This is a genomic window from Nocardioides luteus (genome assembly GCF_014648595.1).
GTDB classification, from domain to species: Bacteria; Actinomycetota; Actinomycetes; order Propionibacteriales; family Nocardioidaceae; genus Nocardioides; species Nocardioides luteus.
The window spans coordinates 463,759-481,277 of the sequence record NZ_BMRK01000001.1 but is presented as its reverse complement, the minus strand read 5'-3'; the positions used below and the strand labels follow the sequence as shown (position 1 = coordinate 481,277).

General features: G+C 69.0%; 24 protein-coding genes. 10 read left to right on the top strand and 14 right to left on the bottom strand.

The features are described 5' to 3' along the window. Positions 1-64: 64 nt before the first annotated feature. Positions 65-340 carry a Fe-S cluster assembly protein HesB gene (locus IEY81_RS02355; RefSeq protein WP_189116806.1) on the bottom strand — a complete coding sequence of 92 codons (276 nt, stop codon included), beginning with the start codon at positions 338-340 and terminating at the stop codon, positions 65-67. 96 nt (positions 341-436) lie between these two features. Further along, positions 437-802 (bottom strand): MmcQ/YjbR family DNA-binding protein, encoded by a 366-nt coding sequence (locus tag IEY81_RS02350; protein ID WP_189116805.1) that lies wholly within the window; start codon positions 800-802, stop codon positions 437-439. 135 nt (positions 803-937) lie between these two features. Between IEY81_RS02350 and IEY81_RS02345 the strand changes: the two genes are divergently transcribed. The 3 genes from IEY81_RS02345 to IEY81_RS02335 all read left to right on the top strand — a co-directional run bounded on the left by IEY81_RS02345 (position 938) and on the right by IEY81_RS02335 (position 4,095). After that, positions 938-1,372 carry an SPW repeat protein gene (locus IEY81_RS02345; protein WP_189116804.1) on the top strand — a complete coding sequence of 145 codons (435 nt, stop codon included), beginning with the start codon at positions 938-940 and terminating at the stop codon, positions 1,370-1,372. A gap of 167 nt (positions 1,373-1,539) precedes the next feature. After that, positions 1,540-2,958 (top strand): S28 family serine protease, encoded by a 1,419-nt coding sequence (locus tag IEY81_RS02340; RefSeq protein ID WP_189116803.1) that lies wholly within the window; start codon positions 1,540-1,542, stop codon positions 2,956-2,958. Positions 2,959-3,216: 258 nt separating this feature from the next. Next, on the top strand, positions 3,217-4,095 hold the full coding sequence (locus tag IEY81_RS02335) for an LLM class F420-dependent oxidoreductase (protein WP_189116802.1): 879 nt from the start codon (positions 3,217-3,219) through the stop codon (positions 4,093-4,095). Here IEY81_RS02335 and IEY81_RS02330 read toward each other — a convergent pair. Continuing rightward, a complete protein-coding gene (locus IEY81_RS02330; protein WP_189116801.1) occupies positions 4,092-5,588 on the bottom strand; it encodes an acyl-CoA carboxylase subunit beta in 1,497 nt (498 codons plus the stop codon). The two genes, IEY81_RS02335 and IEY81_RS02330, sit on opposite strands and share 4 nt — an antisense overlap. Before the next feature lie 16 nt (positions 5,589-5,604). Continuing rightward, positions 5,605-6,192 carry a TetR/AcrR family transcriptional regulator gene (locus IEY81_RS02325; protein ID WP_229787219.1) on the bottom strand — a complete coding sequence of 196 codons (588 nt, stop codon included), beginning with the start codon at positions 6,190-6,192 and terminating at the stop codon, positions 5,605-5,607. A gap of 77 nt (positions 6,193-6,269) precedes the next feature. Here IEY81_RS02325 and IEY81_RS02320 point away from each other — a divergent pair, with 77 nt between their 5' ends. Beyond that, positions 6,270-7,241: an NADP-dependent oxidoreductase gene (locus IEY81_RS02320; protein ID WP_189116799.1), complete on the top strand. Its 972-nt coding sequence runs from the start codon at positions 6,270-6,272 to the stop codon at positions 7,239-7,241. On the opposite strand, the gene IEY81_RS02315 is transcribed toward IEY81_RS02320, so the two are convergent. Next, on the bottom strand, positions 7,229-7,726 hold the full coding sequence (locus tag IEY81_RS02315) for a GNAT family N-acetyltransferase (protein WP_229787218.1): 498 nt from the start codon (positions 7,724-7,726) through the stop codon (positions 7,229-7,231). The genes IEY81_RS02320 and IEY81_RS02315 overlap by 13 nt on opposite strands. An 80-nt stretch (positions 7,727-7,806) precedes the next feature. On the opposite strand from IEY81_RS02315, the gene abmR reads away from it, so the two are divergent. Next, positions 7,807-8,319, top strand: a complete 513-nt coding sequence (gene abmR, locus IEY81_RS02310; RefSeq protein ID WP_189116798.1) for an ATP-binding transcription factor AbmR — start codon at positions 7,807-7,809, stop codon at positions 8,317-8,319. Positions 8,320-8,322: 3 nt separating this feature from the next. Here the strand turns inward: abmR and IEY81_RS02305 are convergent, their stop codons facing one another. Further along, complete coding sequence (locus IEY81_RS02305) at positions 8,323-9,696, bottom strand: FAD-binding oxidoreductase (RefSeq protein WP_189116797.1); 1,374 nt, start codon at positions 9,694-9,696, stop codon at positions 8,323-8,325. Positions 9,697-9,805: 109 nt separating this feature from the next. Between IEY81_RS02305 and IEY81_RS02300 the strand changes: the two genes are divergently transcribed. Together IEY81_RS02300 and IEY81_RS02295 are read left to right on the top strand one after the other, a co-directional pair. Further along, positions 9,806-10,492, top strand: a complete 687-nt coding sequence (locus IEY81_RS02300; protein WP_189116796.1) for a winged helix-turn-helix transcriptional regulator — start codon at positions 9,806-9,808, stop codon at positions 10,490-10,492. Positions 10,493-10,583: 91 nt separating this feature from the next. Continuing rightward, positions 10,584-11,054, top strand: a complete 471-nt coding sequence (locus IEY81_RS02295; protein ID WP_229787217.1) for a class I SAM-dependent methyltransferase — start codon at positions 10,584-10,586, stop codon at positions 11,052-11,054. On the opposite strand, the gene IEY81_RS02290 is transcribed toward IEY81_RS02295, so the two are convergent. Continuing rightward, complete coding sequence (locus tag IEY81_RS02290; protein WP_189116795.1) at positions 11,044-12,033, bottom strand: tyrosine-type recombinase/integrase; 990 nt, start codon at positions 12,031-12,033, stop codon at positions 11,044-11,046. The genes IEY81_RS02295 and IEY81_RS02290 overlap by 11 nt on opposite strands. Positions 12,034-12,156: 123 nt before the next feature. Between IEY81_RS02290 and IEY81_RS02285 the strand changes: the two genes are divergently transcribed. Continuing rightward, entirely contained in the window at positions 12,157-12,456 is a 300-nt protein-coding gene (locus tag IEY81_RS02285) for an anthrone oxygenase family protein (protein ID WP_189116794.1), read from the top strand. 10 nt (positions 12,457-12,466) lie between these two features. Here IEY81_RS02285 and IEY81_RS24025 read toward each other — a convergent pair whose 3' ends face one another. The 4 genes from IEY81_RS24025 to IEY81_RS02265 form a co-directional block, all read right to left on the bottom strand. Beyond that, positions 12,467-12,637, bottom strand: a complete 171-nt coding sequence (locus tag IEY81_RS24025) for a hypothetical protein (protein ID WP_229787216.1) — start codon at positions 12,635-12,637, stop codon at positions 12,467-12,469. A gap of 169 nt (positions 12,638-12,806) precedes the next feature. Beyond that, entirely contained in the window at positions 12,807-13,151 is a 345-nt protein-coding gene (locus tag IEY81_RS02275; RefSeq protein ID WP_189116793.1) for a TraR/DksA family transcriptional regulator, read from the bottom strand. A gap of 25 nt (positions 13,152-13,176) precedes the next feature. Next, entirely contained in the window at positions 13,177-13,689 is a 513-nt protein-coding gene (locus IEY81_RS02270; RefSeq protein ID WP_189116792.1) for a putative immunity protein, read from the bottom strand. Further along, positions 13,686-14,084, bottom strand: a complete 399-nt coding sequence (locus IEY81_RS02265; RefSeq protein WP_189116791.1) for an MmcQ/YjbR family DNA-binding protein — start codon at positions 14,082-14,084, stop codon at positions 13,686-13,688. Before IEY81_RS02265 ends, IEY81_RS02270 begins: the two co-directional genes overlap by 4 nt. Before the next feature lie 23 nt (positions 14,085-14,107). Here IEY81_RS02265 and IEY81_RS02260 point away from each other — a divergent pair, with 23 nt between their 5' ends. Then, positions 14,108-14,725, top strand: coding sequence for a GyrI-like domain-containing protein (locus IEY81_RS02260; protein ID WP_189116790.1), 618 nt, complete (start codon positions 14,108-14,110; stop codon positions 14,723-14,725). 121 nt (positions 14,726-14,846) lie between these two features. Continuing rightward, on the top strand, positions 14,847-16,220 hold the full coding sequence (locus tag IEY81_RS02255; RefSeq protein ID WP_229787215.1) for an alpha/beta fold hydrolase: 1,374 nt from the start codon (positions 14,847-14,849) through the stop codon (positions 16,218-16,220). A 14-nt stretch (positions 16,221-16,234) separates the two neighbouring features. Here IEY81_RS02255 and ddaH read toward each other — a convergent pair whose 3' ends face one another. From ddaH to IEY81_RS02240, 3 genes are read right to left on the bottom strand one after another with little or no spacing between them, the layout of a single operon-like run. Further along, positions 16,235-17,005: a dimethylargininase gene (gene ddaH / locus IEY81_RS02250; RefSeq protein WP_189116789.1), complete on the bottom strand. Its 771-nt coding sequence runs from the start codon at positions 17,003-17,005 to the stop codon at positions 16,235-16,237. A 24-nt stretch (positions 17,006-17,029) separates the two neighbouring features. Next, positions 17,030-17,269 (bottom strand): hypothetical protein, encoded by a 240-nt coding sequence (locus tag IEY81_RS02245; protein ID WP_189116788.1) that lies wholly within the window; start codon positions 17,267-17,269, stop codon positions 17,030-17,032. Beyond that, entirely contained in the window at positions 17,266-17,496 is a 231-nt protein-coding gene (locus IEY81_RS02240) for a DUF433 domain-containing protein (protein WP_189116787.1), read from the bottom strand. Before IEY81_RS02240 ends, IEY81_RS02245 begins: the two co-directional genes overlap by 4 nt. Positions 17,497-17,519: the final 23 nt, after the last annotated feature.

Genomic DNA, 17,519 nt, shown 5'->3' with positions numbered 1-17,519 from the left:
CGTCGGCGGGAAATGACGAACGCCGGGTGCGCCGCCACTGCGGCACACCCGGCGTCGAGTCGGATCAAGCCTGCTGCGAGATCCCGAACTGCACGTTGCCGGAGGCGTCCATACCTGCGTCGAGGACCTTGTCGTCGAGCTCGGCGGCAGCGGCCTGGTCGAGGAAGACCCGCGCACCCTCCTGCTCGACGATCTGGTCGTCCGCCTCGGCGTTCGGGACCAGTGCGGCGCTCATAGCACCATCGGGTTCTGTGTTGGAGGCGAGCCGGAGGCCGGCGCCCTGGGACTGCTCCGCGATGGAGCGGACGATCGTGGTGGCGTTCTCGGTCAGCTGAAGCATGTCGAGATCTTCCGTGGTTGGGTTCGGAGTACCCGCTCCACCATTCCTCACGATCCAGCCGCATTCAAGCCCGGGCCTGCCCGGGCGCGCCACGCGCTATCCGGCCCAGCCGTGCGGACGGATCTTCTTCGGCAGCTTGGCGACGACCGTCGCGTACGACTCGTCGACCGCCTCGAGGATCTCCTCGTCGGGGATCTCCCCGCCCCAGGCGAGGTCGTTCCAGCCCGACCGCCCGATGTAGCCGGTGACCGTCGCATCGTCCGGGTAGCGCAGCAGCCACTCGTCGGCGACGTCGCGCGACGGGCCGCACTTCAGACCCACCTTGGCGGCTCCGAGGAAGGCGAAGATCTTCCCGCGCTCGCCCGGTCCGACCTTGATCACCGGGTGCTCGTGGTCCCAGGGGTTGTCCGCCCAGGCCCCTGGTTTGGCGAGGCAATAGGCCTGCAACGTCGTCACGTCCATGACGGCCATGCTGCCACCGCCGCGGCCCCTCACGCTCACCTATTTGGGAGGGTCGATCGGCGCCCCGGAGTCCTAGAATGTTCGACGAGGACAGTCGTCTTCCTGTGGCATGGGGCTGAGGAGGTGATTCACAAAATGTCGTCTGAAAACCTGTCCATCCAAGAACACCCCGACATCGCCGCCCTCCGGGACCGTTTCGATCTGACCGGTTCCTCCGCCACCGCTCAGGTGGTCGACGGTGTCACGCTGATGGCCGGCCTCTACCTGGCCATCTCGCCGTGGATCGTGGGCTTCAACACCACGGCATCGCCCTTGATGGTCAGCAACCTGATCGTCGGCCTCTCGGTGGCTCTGCTGGCGCTCGGGTTCGCGTCGGCGTTCGGCCGTACGCATGGTCTGGCCTGGACCGTCCCGCTGATGGGGATCTGGGCGATCGTCTCGCCGTGGCTGATGAACGGCGTGGACACGACCGGCGGAATGATCGCGTCCAACGTGATCGTCGGGGTCGTCATCGCAGTGTGCGGGCTCGGTGCGTCCGGGTTCGGCACGAAGTTCGATCCGCGTAGGTGACGCTCGCGGGTTCGCTACCGTATCGACCGGTCGAGCGGAGAGCGCTCGGCCGGCCTCAGCCGCTTCGAGCAGGGACTTCCTTCTTCCTGCGCGTGTTCCGGAATTCAGAGGTGCGCCGCGCGCGGGTCGGCTAGGTTGCCGAGAACCCGCCTCGAAGGAGAGAGCCCATGCGTGCACTGATCGGCCGGCTTCTGGTGGCGATGGGGCTGATGTCCCTGGTCCTCGTCACCCCCGCCACCCCTGCGACCGCGGCCGAGGAGGACATCCTCGACCGTCTGCTCGCCATCGAGGGGGTCAGCCTGATCCAGGAGAAGCCGGTCGACGGCTACCGCTACTTCGTCCTGAGCTTCACCCAGCCGGTCGACCACCGCGATCCCGGCGGGGAGACCTTCCAGCAGCGGATCACCGTGCTCCACAAGGACACCGCCCGCCCGACGGTCTTCCACACCGGCGGCTACAACGTCTCCACCAACCCCAGCCGCAGCGAGCCGACCCGCATCGTCGACGGCAACCAGGTCTCGATGGAATACCGCTTCTTCACGCCGTCGCGACCCGAACCGGCCGACTGGGACGACCTCGACATCTGGCAGGCCGCCAGCGACCAGCACGCGATCTTCGAGGCGCTGAAGCCGATCTACTCCGCCAACTGGCTCGCCACCGGCGGCTCCAAGGGCGGCATGACCGCGACCTACTTCGAGCGCTTCTACCCCCGCGACATGGACGGCATCGTCGCCTACGTCGCGCCCAACGACGTGGTGAACCGTGAGGACTCCGCCTACGACGAGTTCTTCGCCACCGTCGGCACCCAGGACTGCCGCGACCGCCTCAACGGTGTCCAGCGGGAGGCGCTCGTCCGCCGCGAGGCGCTGAAGGCGATCTACTCGGACCTGGCCGCCGCCGATGGCTACACGTTCGAGACGATGGGCAGCCTGGACTCCGCGTACGAGATGGTGGTGCTCGACTACGTCTGGGCCTTCTGGCAGTACGCCGGCACCGACGAGTGCATGAACATCCCCGCCGACGCGGCGACCGCCACGGACCAGCAGATCTGGGGCTCGATCGACTACTACTCGGGCTTCAGCTTCTACACCGACCAGGGCCTGAGCCCCTACACGCCGTACTACTACCAGGCCGGCACCGAGCTGGGCGCTCCCACGATCGGCTTCCCGCACATCGAGAAGAAGCTGATCCGCTACGGCTACCAGCCGCCACGCAGCTTCGTCCCGCGCGACATCGAGATGAAGTTCGACCCCTCCGCGATGCGTGACGTCGATTCCTGGGTGCGCAAGCACGCCAACCAGATGCTCTTCGTCTACGGTGAGGTCGACCCGTGGGGCGCCGAGCGCTTCCGCCCCGGCCCCAAGGCCAAGGACTCCTACGTCTTCACCGCACCGGGCATGAACCACGGCGCCAACGTCGCCGGTCTGGTCGAGGACGAGCGCGAGCTCGCCACCGCCCGCATCCTGGAGTGGGCCGGCGTCGCCAGCGCCGCCGTCGCGAAGAACCCGGAGAAGGCGAAGCCCCTGGCCGGCTACGACGCCGACCTCGACAAACGCGACCTGCGCCGCGAGCGGGCACTGCGCTGAGTCCTTCTCGTCGTGGGCGGTGCGGTGACCTCGACCACGAGGCACCGCACCGCCTGAGCGACGAGGCGAACTGCGCGGTCGTCGGCGCCCTGGGCGGCGGAGCGGTGGCCCAGGTGGTCGGCCTCCGCCCGGCGCTGTGGGTCGCGGTCGTGATGTTCGTCGTCGCCACGCTCATCGTCGCCTTCTCGCCGCTGCGTACGGCTCGACACGACTGAAGGCCTTGCCTTAGAGCGCACTCGAAGGCCTAGCGTCAGGGTTATGGACCTTGGACTCCACTATTTCACCTTCACCCACCCCGAGTGGGAGACGACGCTCGCCGAGAAGCTGACCGAGACGGCCAAGATCGCCGACCAGGGAGGTGTCGACCTGTTCACCGTGATGGACCACTGGTTCCAGATGGAGCAGGCCGGCGGCCCGTTCGAGCCGATGCTCGAGGGCTACACGACCCTCGGCTACCTGGCCGGCATCACCGACAACGTACGCCTCAGCCTGCTCGTCACCGGTGTGACCTACCGCCACCCAGGGCTGCTCGCGAAGACCGTCACCACCCTCGACCAGCTCTCCGGCGGCCGTGCCCTCCTCGGGATCGGCGCTGCGTGGTACGAGCGCGAGCACCAGGGGCTCGGCGTGCCCTACCCGCCGACCGCCGAGCGCTTCGAGCGCCTGGAGGAGACCCTCGAGATCTGCCGTCAGATGTGGTCCGACGACGACGGCGCCTACGAGGGCAAGCACTACCAGCTGGCCGAGACGATCTCGCTCCCGCAGCCGGTCAACGGCACGGTCCCGGTCCTGATCGGCGGCGGAGGCGAGAAGAAGACGCTGCGGCTGGTCGCCAAGCACGGACAGGGCTGCAACCTCTTCGGCGCTCCCGGCGACGAGGCCCTCGAGACCGTCCGTCACAAGCTCGAGGTGCTGCGCGGCCACTGCGACGACCTCGGCACCGACTACGACGCGATCGAGAAGACGATGCTCTACCAGGGCCCGACGATCGAGGACCCGGACGCGTTCCTGAAGGACATGGAGGCCTACGCCGCTCTCGGGATCACGCTCGTCGGCCTCATGCCGACGCCCTACGTCGACCCGGTGCCGTGGGCGACCACGGTCGTCGACCTCGTGCCGCGGCTGAAGGCGATCTAGGCGCGGCGGAGCGTCGCGGCGATCACGGCACGCGTCTCGGCCGGGTCGATCACGTCGTCGATCTCGTGCATCCGCGCGGCGTTGAGCGCGCTGGCCTGCTTTCGGTACTCCTCGGTGAGCGCGGCCACGCGCTCCTCACGCTCATCCTCCGGCAGCGCGGCGAGCTCGCCGGCCATCGAGAGGCGTACGGCGCCCTCCAGGCCCATCGGGCCGAGGTGTGCGTCGGGCCAGGCGACGGTGATCAGCGGACGATGGGTGCTCCCGCCGAGCATCGCCTGGGCGCCGAGCCCGTAGCCGCGACGCAGGATCACGCCGACCAACGGCGTCGACAGCTGCGCACCTGCGACGACCATCCGGGATGCATGCCGGACCAGACCCGTGCGCTCCGCGTCGGGGCCGACCATGAATCCCGGGGTGTCGACCAGGGAGACCACCGGCAGGTCCCAGCGCCCGCAGAGCGCGAGGAAGTCCGCGCCCTTGACCGACGCGTCGCTGGTGAGCGCTCCGGCCAGGTGTGTCGACTGGTTGGCGATGACGCCGACCGGGATTCCGTCGATGCGCGCCAGCGCCGTGACGAGCTCCGGGGCGAAGCCCTCGCGCAGCCAGGTGACCGAGTCGGTGTCGGCGAGCGACTCGACGACAGGACGTACGTCGAACCCCTCCCGGTCGTTGTCGGGCAGGAGCGACCGCAGCTCGTCCTGATCAACAGCATCGCCGCTCTCGGCGGGCGTCTCGAGGCAGGAGAAGAGGTCGCGTACGGCGGCGACGGCGGCTGCCTCGTCGTCGACGAGGATGTCGATGACGCCGTTGGCGATGTGGTCCGAGACCGGGCCGATCTCCTCGGGGGCGAAGGTGCCGAGGCCGCCGCCCGCGATCATCGCCGGACCCGCCATGCCGAGGTTGGCGTCCGGGGTGGCGATGCGGAGGTCGGCACATCCTGCGAGGACCGCGTTGCCGGCGAAGCAGCGGCCGGAGACGACGGCGATGCGGGGCACGACCCCCTCGAGCTCGCCCCACAGCGCGAACGACTCCACGTCGAGCGCCGAGACCAGCGGGATGTCCGTGTCGCCGGGGCGGCCGCCTCCGCCCTCGGTGAAGAAGACCGTCGGCAGCCGCATCCGCTTGACCGTCTCCAGGAGCCGGTCCGACTTCCGGTGGCCGCGCATGCCCTGGGTGCCGGCCATCACCAGGTAGTCGTAGGAGAGCACCGCGCACGGCTTCCCCGCGATGGTCGCGGTGCCGCCGATGATGCCGTCGGCGGGTGTCTCGACGACGAGATCGGCCAGGTCTCGGCGGCCCTCCTGAGCAGCGGTGATGAACCGTCCGTACTCGACGAACGAGCCCGGGTCGACCAGGTCCGCGATGTTCTCCCGAGCCGTACGTCGCCCCTTGGCGTGCCAGCGGGCGACCTTCTCCGGTCTGGCCGCGTCGGTGGTCAGGAAGCGGCGGGCGTGCAGCTCGGTCAGGCCGGTGGCGGGGGCGTCGTCGGTCACCGGGCCATGGTGCCAGTCAGGAGCGGTCCTGTGGGCGAAGGCCGTCGAGGAAGATGTCCAGGAGCCGGTCGGCGCTGACGGTGTTGCCGGGCTGGTGAGCGACGGTGAAGATCCCGATGAGGCCGGCGGAGACCTCCTCGGCGGTGACGTCCTCGCGCAGGTCGCCGGCTGCTGCCCCGGCCTCGAGGATGGTGGAGACGGCGGCGAGCAGCTCGTCCCTGGTCCGGGTGTGGGCCAGGTCGCCGGCGTCGATCATCGTCAGCAGCGTGGCGAGCATCCCGCTCTTGGCAGCCACCCACTCGCCGAACCGGTCCATCCAGTGCCGTAGGGCCACCGACGGTTCCTCGGCGGCGAGCAGCTCCTCTGCTCCGGTCGTGAGCCGTGCGACCTGGTCCTGGTAGACGGCCGCCACCAGTGCCTCACGGGTGGGGAAGTGGCGATAGAGGGTGCCGATCCCGACGCCGGCCTCCCGGGCGATGGCGCGCATCGACGGCTCGCCCTCGGCCTCGGCGAGCACCCGGGTCGCCACGTCGAGCAGCTGCTGGCGGTTGCGGGCCGCGTCGGCGCGCAACGATCGGGAGGTCGGGGTTGTCAAATGGAACACGCTCCGTTTATCGTGAAAGTGATAACCGGAGCATAGTCCACATAGTACTGCTCCGCCTGGACGAAAGAAGACGCACCATGCCACACCACAGCGACGACCACCGGGGGAGCAGGAGCCGGGCGGTCCTCCTCGAGCGCTTCGGCGGGCCGGAGAACCTGAGCGTCCAGGAGGTGCCGGAGCCGCACGCAGGCCCCGGGCAGATCCGGGTACGGGTCAGCGCCGGGGGTCTCAACCCCATGGACTGGTTCATGACCTCCGACGACGAGACCGCGGCGCGGTTCGGGCTGAGCGCACCCTGCGGCTTCGGCACCGACTACGCCGGTGTCGTCGACGAAGTCGGTCCGGACGTGACCGGCTATGCCGTCGGCGACCGGGTCTTCGGTACGGCTCTGTCCCGTGCCCTCGCCGACCATTTGGTCATCGACGCGGACGGGAACATCTCCACCGGAGTCGCCCATCACACCCCGCACGGTCTCGACGACCGCACCGCCGCGACACTCTCGATCGCAGGCAGCACCGCTGCCGCCGCTCTCGATGTGGTGAGGGTCCGAGCCGGTGACACCGTGCTCGTCGGCGGGGCCGGAGGAGGGGTGGGCGTCTTCGCGGTCCAGTTGGCGCGGATCGCCGGCGCACGTGTGATCGGCACCGGCTCGGAGTCCTCGGCGGACTACCTGCGCAGCCTGGGTGCGGAGCCGGTGACCTACGGCGGGGGACTGGCCGACCGGGTCCGCGAGATGGGCTCCGTCACCGCCGCCCTCGACCTGCACGGAGCCGACACCGTCGCGGTCGCCCGCGAGCTCGGCGTCCCGGACGGCCGCATCTGCACGATCGCGGGCGTGGTCGAAGGCGTACCGGCAGCCAACGGCGCGAACGCCGGGCCGGAAGCTCTCCTGGACATCGCGAAGCGGGTCGCGGCAGGCGAGCTGCGGGTGCCGATAGCGGCCACGTTCCCGGTCGAGGAGGTCCGCGCGGCCGTAGAGATGCAAGCCGCCCGACACGTACGCGGCAAGGTGGTCGTCGAGCTCGCCGGCTCTGCTCAGACCGACTGAGCGGGCTCGAGGCGTGGTTCGGGGTGCAGGTCGGCTCCGAAGACCAGCGCCGGCCCGCCGCCCTTGTGGACCTCGCGTTCGAGAGCCAGGCCGATCTTCGTCGCCACACGCTGAGAGGCGATGTTGTCCGGCCGGATGATCGCGATCAGGTGCTCCACCCCGGCTGCAGCCGCGGCGGTCCGGACGGCCTGGGCTGCCTCGGTGGCGTACCCCTGACGTTGGAGCGAGGAACGCACGTGCCAGCCGACCTCCACGAACCGCTCACCCGCGACCTCCTGCACGGTCAGCCCGCAGTCACCGACGAAGCCTCCGTCGCGGGTCTCGATGACCCAGAGTCCGAAGCCGTGCCGCTCGTAGTTGTCCTGGTTCCAGTCGATCCAGCCGGCGGGGCCGCGCGAGCCGCCCAGCTCCAGGGTGGCGATGTCGGGCAGGTCGGACGAGGTCATCGCGCGGAACCGGAGCCTCGTGGTCGGAGCGGGAAGCACTCCGACACCCTATGACCTGCAGTGATGCTGCTCGTACAGATTCCTTGAACCACCGCCAGCTGCGTTGTAAGAATGATTACATGCTTACGTCAGAGTTGCGCGGGTGGTTCGCCGGACGGCTGCCCGAAGGTGTGTACGACGAGGTCGTCGATGTCGTGGTCGACCGCGAGGAGATCACTGTCACCGGACGGATCAACGAGCCCAAGCTCGCCGACGACGCTCCCGAGGAGGAGCGCGCCGCGGCGAACCAGGGGAGGGCCGCCGAGTTCCGCGAGCGGACCCGCGAGGACCGGATGGCGGTCGCGCGTCAGGCCGAGCGGAAGTTCGACCGGAAGGTCTCCTGGGCGGTGGAGATAGGGGGAGAGCGCCACCTGTTCACCAACGTCTCCGCCCCGGTCATGACCCGCCTGCGCCAGCCCGAGCGCGCGGTGCTCGACCTGCTCGTCTCCGGAGGGGTCGCACGTAGCCGCAGCGACGCCCTCGCCTGGTGCGTGAAGCTCGTCCAGCAACACTCGAGCGAGTGGCTCGACGAGCTTCAGGAGTCGCTGGTCAACGTCGAGCGGGTCCGCGCGAACGGCCCCGACAAGGACTGATCCCTACGCTCCGCGCGGCGGCACGTTCTGGTTGTGACCGAAGAGGTTGCCCGGGTCGTACTCGTCCTTGACTTCCCGGAGCCGCGCGAAGTTGCTGCCGTAGTTGTTGCTGACGCGGCCCTGGTCGTCCTCGGACATGAAGTTCACGTAGCCACCGGCCTCCGAGTGCGGCGTGAGCGCCTCGGCGTACTCCCGCACCCAGCCGATGTTGGCGGCGTCGTCCGCGGGGTCGGTCCAGGCGGAGACGATGACCGTCGAGAACGTCGCGTGCCGGTAGGAGAACGCGGTGTCCGTCGCGCCGACGCGAGAGGCGGCGCCGTTGATCGGGTAGAGGTGCATGGTCGAGCTCGCGTTGGGTGCCTTCGGGCCGTGGGCCAGGTGCACCTCGATCGCCTCGTCGGTCAGCTCCGTGACGTAGTTGCCCTTCCAGTAGCTGCGTACGCCGCGAGGGAACAGGTCGTCGAACGCGCTGTTGAGCCACGGGTAGGGCATGGGAGAGACCATCTCGCCGACCCGCGGTGCGAGGTCGCGGAACGGCTGCATCGCCGCCTCGCCCTCCTCGACCGGCCCGCTCCAGTGGACGACGGCGGCGCAGAAGGTGTCGCCGTGGCGCTCCTCGGGGAGGAAGGGCAGGGGAGGAGCGACCTGGAAGGCGGGAAAGGCGCCATAGCGCTCGTCGGCCTCCTGAACCCAGGTGCGGAAGAAGCGCAGCAGGTCGCCGACGTGCTCGAGCTCGTAGAAGAAGAGGCCGACGACGACCTCGTCCACGGGGTGCAGGTCGAACTCGAAGGTCGTGACGACCCCGAAGTTCCCGCTGCCTCCGCGCAGCGCCCAGAACAGGTCGGGGTTCTCGGACTCGCTGGCGCGACGCACCTGGCCGTCCGCGGTGACCACCTCGGCAGAGCGGAGGTTGTCGATCGAGAGCCCGAACCCTCGGGTGAGGTAGCCGATCCCGCCGCCCAGCGTGAGTCCACCCACGCCGGTCGTCGACACGATCCCGCCGGGCGTGGCGAGACCGTGCTTGTGGGTCGCCTCGTTGAGGTCGCCCAGGGTCGCACCGCCGCCCGCGCCTGCGGTTCGAGCGGTGGGGTCGACCTCGACCGAACGCATGGGGGAGAGGTCGATGACCAGGCCGTCGTCGATCGTCCCGAAGCCCGGGGCGCTGTGCCCGCCGCCGCGCACGGCCAGCGGGAGGCCGCTCTCCCGGCAGAAGTTGACCGCGGCGACGACGTCGCCGACCTCCGCGGCCTGCACGATGGCAGCCGGACGGCGGTCGATCATCCCGTTCCATACGGCCCGAGCCTCGTCGTAGCCGGAGTCCTCGGGTGTGACCACCCGGGCTCGTACGCTCTCGTGGAGCTGGTTGATGGTTGTCATGCCGCCAGCGTCGGACTGCGACAGCTGCCGCAACCAGTCCTGAGATGACACCTGGCCAGTACAGTTTTCGTACTATCGGCGCCGGGGGAGCGGTGGCACGATCTCGAGCATGCCCGGTTACGGCCGCTACTGCCCGGTCGCGATGGCCAGCGAGGTCATCGCGGACCGCTGGACGCCGCTGATCATCCGTGAGCTGATCCTGGGCAACGTACGCTTCAACGACATCGCTCGTGGCATGCCCGGGATCTCGCGCTCGCTGCTGGTGCAGCGGCTGCGCCACCTGGAACGGATGGGCGTGGTCGAGACGTGGCCGTCGCCGACGGGCAAGGGGAACGAATACCACCTGACCGCCGCCGGCAAGGACATGGAGCGCGTGGTGGATGCGCTGGGTAGGTGGGCGGTCGAATGGTTGTTCGACGACATTCGTCCGCACGAGATCGACCCGGTCACACTGACCTGGTGGATGCACCGCAGGATCAGGCCAGAACGCTTCCCGCCACGACGCGTCGTCATCGAGTTCCACTTCACGGCGCCGGAGCCGGAGACCATCTGGATCGTGCTGGACCGTGGCGAGGCGTCGGTGTGTGCACAGCACCCGGGGTTCGAGGCGGATCTGGTCGTCACGACGACGACCGCCGCGTTGTCGGATGTCTTCAACGGGTTCTGCCACTGGGAGAAGTCGCTGGCGGACGGGTTGATCGACGTCGCCGGTTCGCCACGGCTCGTCCGGGGGCTGTCGACGTGGTTCGTGTGGAGCCCGTTCGCGGAGGCTGTTCGTGAGCGGGCGAGCCGTTAGGGGAGCCGCTCCTGTGCGCGGTTTCCTACGTCAGTTGACATAATGTGCATTATCGGCGAAATACGTCGCTGAGCCGTCCCGCGACGACGAGGTGGCTGCTCGGGACGGGCTGTCGTTGCAGACCGCGCTGGGTGACATGCGTGACCTCGGAGCCTTCGACGACGCCGCCTTCGACATCGTCTTCAACCCGGTCTCGACGCTGTTCTGCCCGGATCTGAGGCCTGTCTGGGCTGAGACGTTCCGGGTGCTGCGCCCTGGCGGCACGCTGATGACCGGTTTCATGAACCCGGACGTCTACCTCTTCGATGAGGTCGCGCTCGACGCCGATGAGCTGGTCGTACGCCACCGGCTGCCGTTCAGCTCGCTGGATCTGACACCGGCGGATCGTGAGCGTGCCTATGGCGACGGCCCGATCGAGTACAGCCACTCGCTGAGCGCGCAGATCGGTGGACAGCTCGCCGCCGGGTTCGCTCTGACCCACCTGGTCGAGGCACCGCACCACGCGGACGCCACCTCGCGGCACATGTCCGGTTACATCGCCACCAGAGCGATCAAGCCGTAGTCTCCGCCGTCTCCCGCAGCACCTCGCGCGCCGGTGAGAGCAGCACGGCATCACGAGTGTCGGCCGCAGTCGCCTTGACGTAGATGCCGGTCGTCTTCAGGTCCTCGTGGCCGAGGATCCCCTGGACGGCAGGTACGGGCACGCCGGAGCGGATCAGTCCCTTGGCTGCGCTGTGGCGGAAGGCGTGCGCGGCCTCACCGGGCTGCTTGGGGACGCCGGCCAGCCGGATCCAGGTCTCGACCAGGTGGTTGAGCGCCCCTGGGCGAAGCTGCTTGCCCGAGGTCAGCAGGAACAGGCTGTCAGCGGAGTCGCGAGCGCCGAAGCGAGCCTCGAGCTCGGTCAGATAGACGTCGACCGCGTCGACGGCCTCCGGAGGCAACGGCAGGTTGCGCTGCTTGTCGCCCTTGCCGATGACTCGTAGCAACGTCTCGCCGTCGGGTTCGCGCCGGATCGATCCCACGGTGAGGCTGCACAGCTCGGCAGCACGTACGCCGGTGGTGACCAGGACCGCGAAGATCGCCCGGTCGCGCGCCGGCCAGCGGCGTCGGTCGGTGCCCTCCCGTGGCGTGGAGGCGACCCGAGCCAGGCGGCGCAGCTCGTCGACACTCCAGCCCGCAGGCAGCCGGCTCGGCCGCTCAGGAGCCTCGATGCGCAGCGTCGGATCCACCAGCAGATGTCCCTCCAGCTGGAGCCAGTGGGTGAACAGCCGCAACGTGCCGACCCGCCGCTGACAGGTCGCCGCGGCCGAGCTCTCTCGCAGCGACCGGTAGGCGATGCGTACGTTCTGGTCGGTGAGCCCGGAGATCGGGACCAGGGCCAGCACGTCGTCGGCCTCGGGGTCGCCGCCCGCATCGGCGTGCAGCTGGCGCGCCCAGGCGGTGATGTCCTGACGGTAGGCGGCACGGGACTTGTCGTTGAGCCCGCGGCGGGTGAGCGTCGCTCTGTCGGTCAAGAAGTCCTCGACGACATCCCCCAACATCACTGGTTCCTCAGATACGCTCACATCCCCCGATTCTACAGTCTTTTCGAACATTTCTGCGATAGGGGGTACTATCGCGGAAATTGCTGGCTCTCGCGATCGAGACCCGCTTGGATGGGCCTCATGCTCGAGGACATCCGAACGCTGTCGGTGATCGTCGCGACCATGACCATGGGTCTGATGGCGGGCTACTTCGCGCTCTACGCGCACACGATCATGCCCGGCCTCCGCCCGACCGACGACCGCACCTTCGTCGGCGCCTTCCAGGCCCTCGACCGGGCGATCATCAACCCGTGGTTCATGGTGAGCGGGTTCCTCGGTGCACTCTTCTTCACCCTGCTGGCTGCGGCGCTGAGCCTCGGCTCCGACCAGCGCCGGCTGCTGGCGTGGAGCCTGGTGCTCCAGGGCCGCCTGACCGCGTGAGAGCAGTGCGTCAGAAGCGCACCGGGAACAGCTCGGTGCGAGCGATCGCCGCGTCCCGTTCGGCTGCGAGCGAGGTGCGCCGCTCGTCGTTCATGTAGCCGTCGAGAGCAGCCTGGTTCACGAACCGGAAGAACTGCACCTCGTCGGGCTGGCCGGGGGTGTCGGCCAGCGCTCGCTGCACCACCTCTCCCCCGTGCTCCTCGATCAGCTGGAGGACGGTGTCCTCGTAGGCGTGCAGGGCATCGGTCTTTCCCGGGTGCGCCCAGAGCAGGCAGCACAGCAGGATCGGATTTCAGGGGCTTGCGACATGACCACCTTCCGTCGGGAGGCGCCATCCTACGGATCGGAGCTCACCGTCGCGTGGACGCACACGCGATGCAGGTGCGCGCCACAGGACGGGCCTCGAGGCGCCCTTCGGCGATCGGCTCACCGCAGCTCTCACAGATCCCGTACGTCCCGGCCTCCAGCCGCTGCACGGCCGCGTCGATCTCGTCGAGATGTCGGCGTGCCTGGCGCACGAGGGCGTCGACCTGGGAGCGTTCGAAGGCGATCGTCGCACCCTCCGGATCGTGCTCGTCGTCGGCGTTGGTGTCCCGCGAGGCCGCGACCACGGCATCGAAGTCGCTGGTCAGGTCGGCGAGACGGGCCCGCGTCTGCTGCCGTTCCGACCTCAGCCGTTCGCGGATCCTGTCCATGACCTCGATCTTGGCACGACCGGAGTCAGAAGAAGACCGACCAGCAGATCTCGTTGCGGATCCGCTGGTCGTCGAGGACGAGCTCACGGACCTGCTCGGGGAGCTGCTCGCGCTGCCAGGCGCACTCACGTCGCCCGGCCTCGATCGCCTCGCCAGGAGGAGCGGCGTCGCGCACCGCCTTGATCGCGTACGCGGCAGCGCCCAGGTCGTGGGCTGCGACATGTGCGACCACGCCGGCCTGACCGGCGGCGTACGCAGCGTTGCGGGCCGCGCCGCGCAACGGCCGGGCCGCGCCCATGGCGTGACCACCCAGGGCGCGTGCCTCCATCATCTTCAGCTCACCTCGCGTCCAGGCTCGTGCGGCTTCGATCGCCTCGCGCGGTCTCGGGTCATCAGGCCGCTCGGCCTCGAAGAGCGGGAGCACGTGCTCGGCGCAGGTCGCCGCCCACGACGCGAGCAGACGGTGGTCGGCGTCGGCGAGGGTGCCGCCGCGGCGGATCGTCACCAGGCGGGGATCGCGCTCCGGGGAGAGGATCACTGCTCTCCCCCGCTCTCCGGACGATCCGGGAGATCGAGCCCGGGGCCGCCGGGATGGGTGAGGTCGTAGGCCGCCGAGAGCTTCTTCGGCACGCACAGCCGCCAGGCGTCCACGACGAACTCGCAGGCCTCGACCGGGTCGAGCGCGGCCAGGCTCGACTCGACCCAGTTGAACCGCATCTCCGACTCCCGTGGCAGGTGGAACTTCTCGGGCGCGCTCGCGACCAGCGCGGCACGCTCCTCCTTCGGGAAGCCGAAACCCATCTCGGTCTCGTCCAGGGAGAAGGCGACGTAGACGATCGAACCGACCCGGAACTTCAGCCGGTTGCGTACGAAGACCTCATAGGAACGCTCCAGGCTCGAGCCGAGCCAGCGGACGTCGTCCACGGTTGCCATGCCAGGAGCGTAATCATTGGTTCATGGCGGTGAAGACGGATCTGAAGAAGACTCTCGACGGGTTCCGGGCGCGGCAGGGCGAGTTCCGGGTCCTGGAGCTGGCACCGCTCCCCTATCTGATGATCGACGGGCACGGCGATCCCAACACCGCCCAGGCGTACGCGGACGCGCTCGCGGCGCTCTATCCGGTGGCGTACAAGCTGAAGTTCGCCAGCAAGAAGGACGGTCGTGACTACGTGGTGCCGCCGCTGGAGGCGCTGTGGTGGGCCGAGGACATGGCCGCGTTCACCTCGGCGCGCGACAAGTCGCAGTGGGACTGGACCGTGATGATCATGACCCCCGAGTGGATCACCAGGCAGATGTTCGAGGAGGCGGTCGTGACCGTCGGCGCCAAGGACCGCCCGGCGAGCCTGGAGAAGATGCGCTGGGAGACGCTCGCGGAGGGAACCTGTGTGCAGACCCTGCACGTCGGGCCCTACGACGCCGAGGGCCCGGTGCTCGCGGAGATGCACGAGCGGTTCATCCCCGGCCAGGGCCTTCGGATGACCGGCAAGCACCACGAGATCTACCTCGGTGACCCGCGACGCGTGGAGCCCGCCAAGCTACGAACGATCCTTCGGCAGCCGGTGCTGCGGGCGTGACTGTTCCGCTCCCCGGATTTCGGTGTACGAATGTTGACTCAAACTCTTGTCGAGGTGAGCGCGCTCACATTACTCTTCAGTAACTCGGGACGGAGTGTCCCGCTTACTTGAGGAGACCCCCATGCCTCAGCACTCGTCGAGGATGTTCGTCAAGCGCTCCGGAAAGCACGCCGTACGCGTCCTTGCCACCGCCCTGGCCGTCACCGCCGTCGCCCCGGCAGCCCTGTCCGCCCCCGCCGCAGCCGTCGAACCCCAACCCACCGCCGTCTCCCGCGGCGTCGAGATCCCGGAGTTCTACGACCCGCCGGCGACCCTCCCCGATGCTGACGGAGCGCTGGTACGCAGCGAGCCGCTCCGCCTCGGCGTCGGCCTCTCGATCCCGGGCGTCGGCTCCCTGCCCGGCACCGCGACCCGGGTCATGTACAAGACCACCGACAACAACGGCTCCCCCGCCGCCGTCACCGGTGCCTATGTCGAGCCGTTCGCCGCCTGGCGCGGTGAGGGCGAGCGACCGCTCGTGGTCGTCGCGCCCGGGACGATGGGTCAGGGCGACCAGTGCTCGGCCTCGCTCGGCCTGGAGCGCCCCATCGTCTTCAACGGCAAGACCGTCTCGGTGGGCTACGAGGACATCGGGATCTACCGGCTGCTGGCTCGCGGCGTCGCGGTGATGGTCACCGACTACGTCGGACTCGGCACCACCGACCGGCTGCACACCTACGTCGACCGCGTCGACGGCGGTCACGCCGTCCTCGATGCCGCCCGAGCAGCGTCCCAGGTGTCCGGCGCCTCGGTGACGAGCGAGTCGCGGGTCGCGCTCTACGGCTACAGCCAGGGCGGCGGTGCGACCGGCTCGGCCTCCGAGCTCGCCTCGACGTACGCTCCCGATGTCAACCTCGTCGGCGCCTACGTGGGCGCGCCGCCGGCCGACCTGCGGGCCACCGCCGAGGGGATCGACGGCTCGGCGCTGGTCGCCGCGCTCGGTTGGACGATCAACGGTCTCGCCCAGTCGAACCCGGAGCTGCAGCCGATCCTCGACGAGAACCTCAACGAGGCCGGCCAGGCAGCGCTCGAGGACCTCTCGACCGCGTGCATCGGCGACGGGATCTTCGGCTACCCGTTCCAGCAGAGCAAGCGATGGACGAACACTGGCGAGAGTCTCGACGACATCATCGAGCGCGAGCCGACGGTGCAGGCGATCATCTCCGAGCAGAAGCTCGGCAACCTCTCGCCGCAGATCCCGGTGCGGGTCGCCACCGGAACGCAGGACGACATCGTCCCGCACGCCCAGGCCCGCCAGCTCGCCGTGGACTGGTGCGCGAAGGGCGCGGAGGTGACCTACAAGCCGGTCATCCTGCCGAACCTGGGCGACGGGCTGGTCACCAACCACCTGGTGCCGCTGCTCACCGACCAGACCGCTGCGGTCAACTGGGTCACCGACCTGGTCGGCGGCGCCGAGGCGTCGTCGAACTGCGCCTCGCTGCCGCGTCAGCCCTGAGGTCAGTCCTGAAGTCAGTCCTGAGCAGCGCGTAGCCGCACGGACAGGCAGGTCACACAGCCTTCGAGCTTCTCGAACTCGGAGATGTCGACGGCCACGACCGTGTAGCCACGCTCCTCGAACATCGCCCTGCTCCGCGGCGCCGCGGATGACATCAGCAGGGTGCGCTCGTCGAGGACGACCACGTGGGAGCCCGGTTCCTCCGGGACAGGAAGGAACCGGGCACCCCACACGCTCGGGTCGTCGACCAGCGGCTCGTACCCGATCACGGTGCCGTCGGGCAGCGCGGTGACCGCCGACTTCAGGTGCAGCACCTTCGAGGTCGGGACCGCGATCACCTCCGCTCCGAGTGGTTCGAGCAGCGCGCGCAGCTGGGTGATCCCCTCGGCGTTGGTACGACCGCCCTCCCCCACCCACACGGTCCGGTCGTGCTTGAGCACATCTCCCCCGTCGAGCGTCCCCGGCGCCTCGATGTGCGCGATCCGGTATCCCCGCTCCCGCACCGCCTCCTCGGCCGCCGTGATCTCCGGCCGCCGCTCGGCCGCGCCCGGCCGGCTGATCACCGCCAGGTCGTCGAAGACGACCATCGTGTCCTCCACGAAGACCGAGTCCGGGCAGTCCTCCAGCGGATCGACCTCGTGCGTCGTCCACCCCGTCGAGCGCATCGCCTCGACGTAGGTCGCCCACTGCTCGCGGGCCAGGTCGACGTCGACCGCGCTCCGTTCGATGTGCGTGATCAGTCCGTCGGCGAGGCGGGGCGAGGGACGGCGTACGAGTGCGTGCATGCGGACAGTCTCTCTCAGCCGGTGTCACCCGATCGGCAAGCGCCTGATCCGCATGGTCTCGTCGCCGAACACGACGACGGCTCCCGCAAGAAGATCGGCTTCGACGTCTTCAAGGTTGTCGACGATCACGCTGGCGATCTCGGGGACGCGTCTCCCGATAAGTCGCCGGATGAGCACGAATGATGGGGCCGTGGCGTCGTGATCCGCAGCCTCGAGCAGAGGCACCAGCTTCTCGGAGAGATTCTCGTCCAGGAGGAGTCTCATGCGCTCGGGCGAAGGGGGAGCTCCCGCTCCCGCACTGCCTCTGCGGCATAGCGAAGGGCCTCGGCGACATCTTCGACGACCAGATCAGGGAGGTCGTCAAGGATCTCGTCGACGGTCATCCCGTCCGCCACCATCGCGACGACGGTTGCTACGGGGATGCGCATGCCCCGGATCGTGGGCGCTCCGCCCATTCGATCCGGATGCACTGTGATTCGCTCGAAGGTCACGTTCCGAGGCTACATCTCAGTTG

Bases quoted from the DNA above. Each gene is read 5' to 3' on its own strand.
- IEY81_RS02320 (WP_189116799.1), top strand. From the start codon at position 6,270: ATGCCACACCACAGCGACGACCACCGGGGGAGCAGGAGCCGGGCGGTC.
- IEY81_RS02345 (WP_189116804.1), top strand. From the start codon at position 938: ATGTCGTCTGAAAACCTGTCCATCCAAGAACACCCCGACATCGCCGCC.
- IEY81_RS02275 (WP_189116793.1), bottom strand. From the start codon at position 13,151: ATGGACAGGATCCGCGAACGGCTGAGGTCGGAACGGCAGCAGACGCGG.
- IEY81_RS02245 (WP_189116788.1), bottom strand. From the start codon at position 17,269: ATGAGACTCCTCCTGGACGAGAATCTCTCCGAGAAGCTGGTGCCTCTG.
- IEY81_RS02265 (WP_189116791.1), bottom strand. From the start codon at position 14,084: ATGGCAACCGTGGACGACGTCCGCTGGCTCGGCTCGAGCCTGGAGCGT.
- IEY81_RS02260 (WP_189116790.1), top strand. From the start codon at position 14,108: ATGGCGGTGAAGACGGATCTGAAGAAGACTCTCGACGGGTTCCGGGCG.
- abmR (WP_189116798.1), top strand. From the start codon at position 7,807: ATGCTTACGTCAGAGTTGCGCGGGTGGTTCGCCGGACGGCTGCCCGAA.
- IEY81_RS02350 (WP_189116805.1), bottom strand. From the start codon at position 802: ATGGACGTGACGACGTTGCAGGCCTATTGCCTCGCCAAACCAGGGGCC.
- ddaH (WP_189116789.1), bottom strand. From the start codon at position 17,005: ATGCACGCACTCGTACGCCGTCCCTCGCCCCGCCTCGCCGACGGACTG.
- IEY81_RS02255 (WP_229787215.1), top strand. From the start codon at position 14,847: ATGCCTCAGCACTCGTCGAGGATGTTCGTCAAGCGCTCCGGAAAGCAC.
- IEY81_RS02300 (WP_189116796.1), top strand. From the start codon at position 9,806: ATGCCCGGTTACGGCCGCTACTGCCCGGTCGCGATGGCCAGCGAGGTC.
- IEY81_RS02340 (WP_189116803.1), top strand. From the start codon at position 1,540: ATGCGTGCACTGATCGGCCGGCTTCTGGTGGCGATGGGGCTGATGTCC.
- IEY81_RS02285 (WP_189116794.1), top strand. From the start codon at position 12,157: ATGCTCGAGGACATCCGAACGCTGTCGGTGATCGTCGCGACCATGACC.
- IEY81_RS02305 (WP_189116797.1), bottom strand. From the start codon at position 9,696: ATGACAACCATCAACCAGCTCCACGAGAGCGTACGAGCCCGGGTGGTC.
- IEY81_RS02355 (WP_189116806.1), bottom strand. From the start codon at position 340: ATGCTTCAGCTGACCGAGAACGCCACCACGATCGTCCGCTCCATCGCG.
- IEY81_RS02290 (WP_189116795.1), bottom strand. From the start codon at position 12,033: ATGTTGGGGGATGTCGTCGAGGACTTCTTGACCGACAGAGCGACGCTC.
- IEY81_RS02335 (WP_189116802.1), top strand. From the start codon at position 3,217: ATGGACCTTGGACTCCACTATTTCACCTTCACCCACCCCGAGTGGGAG.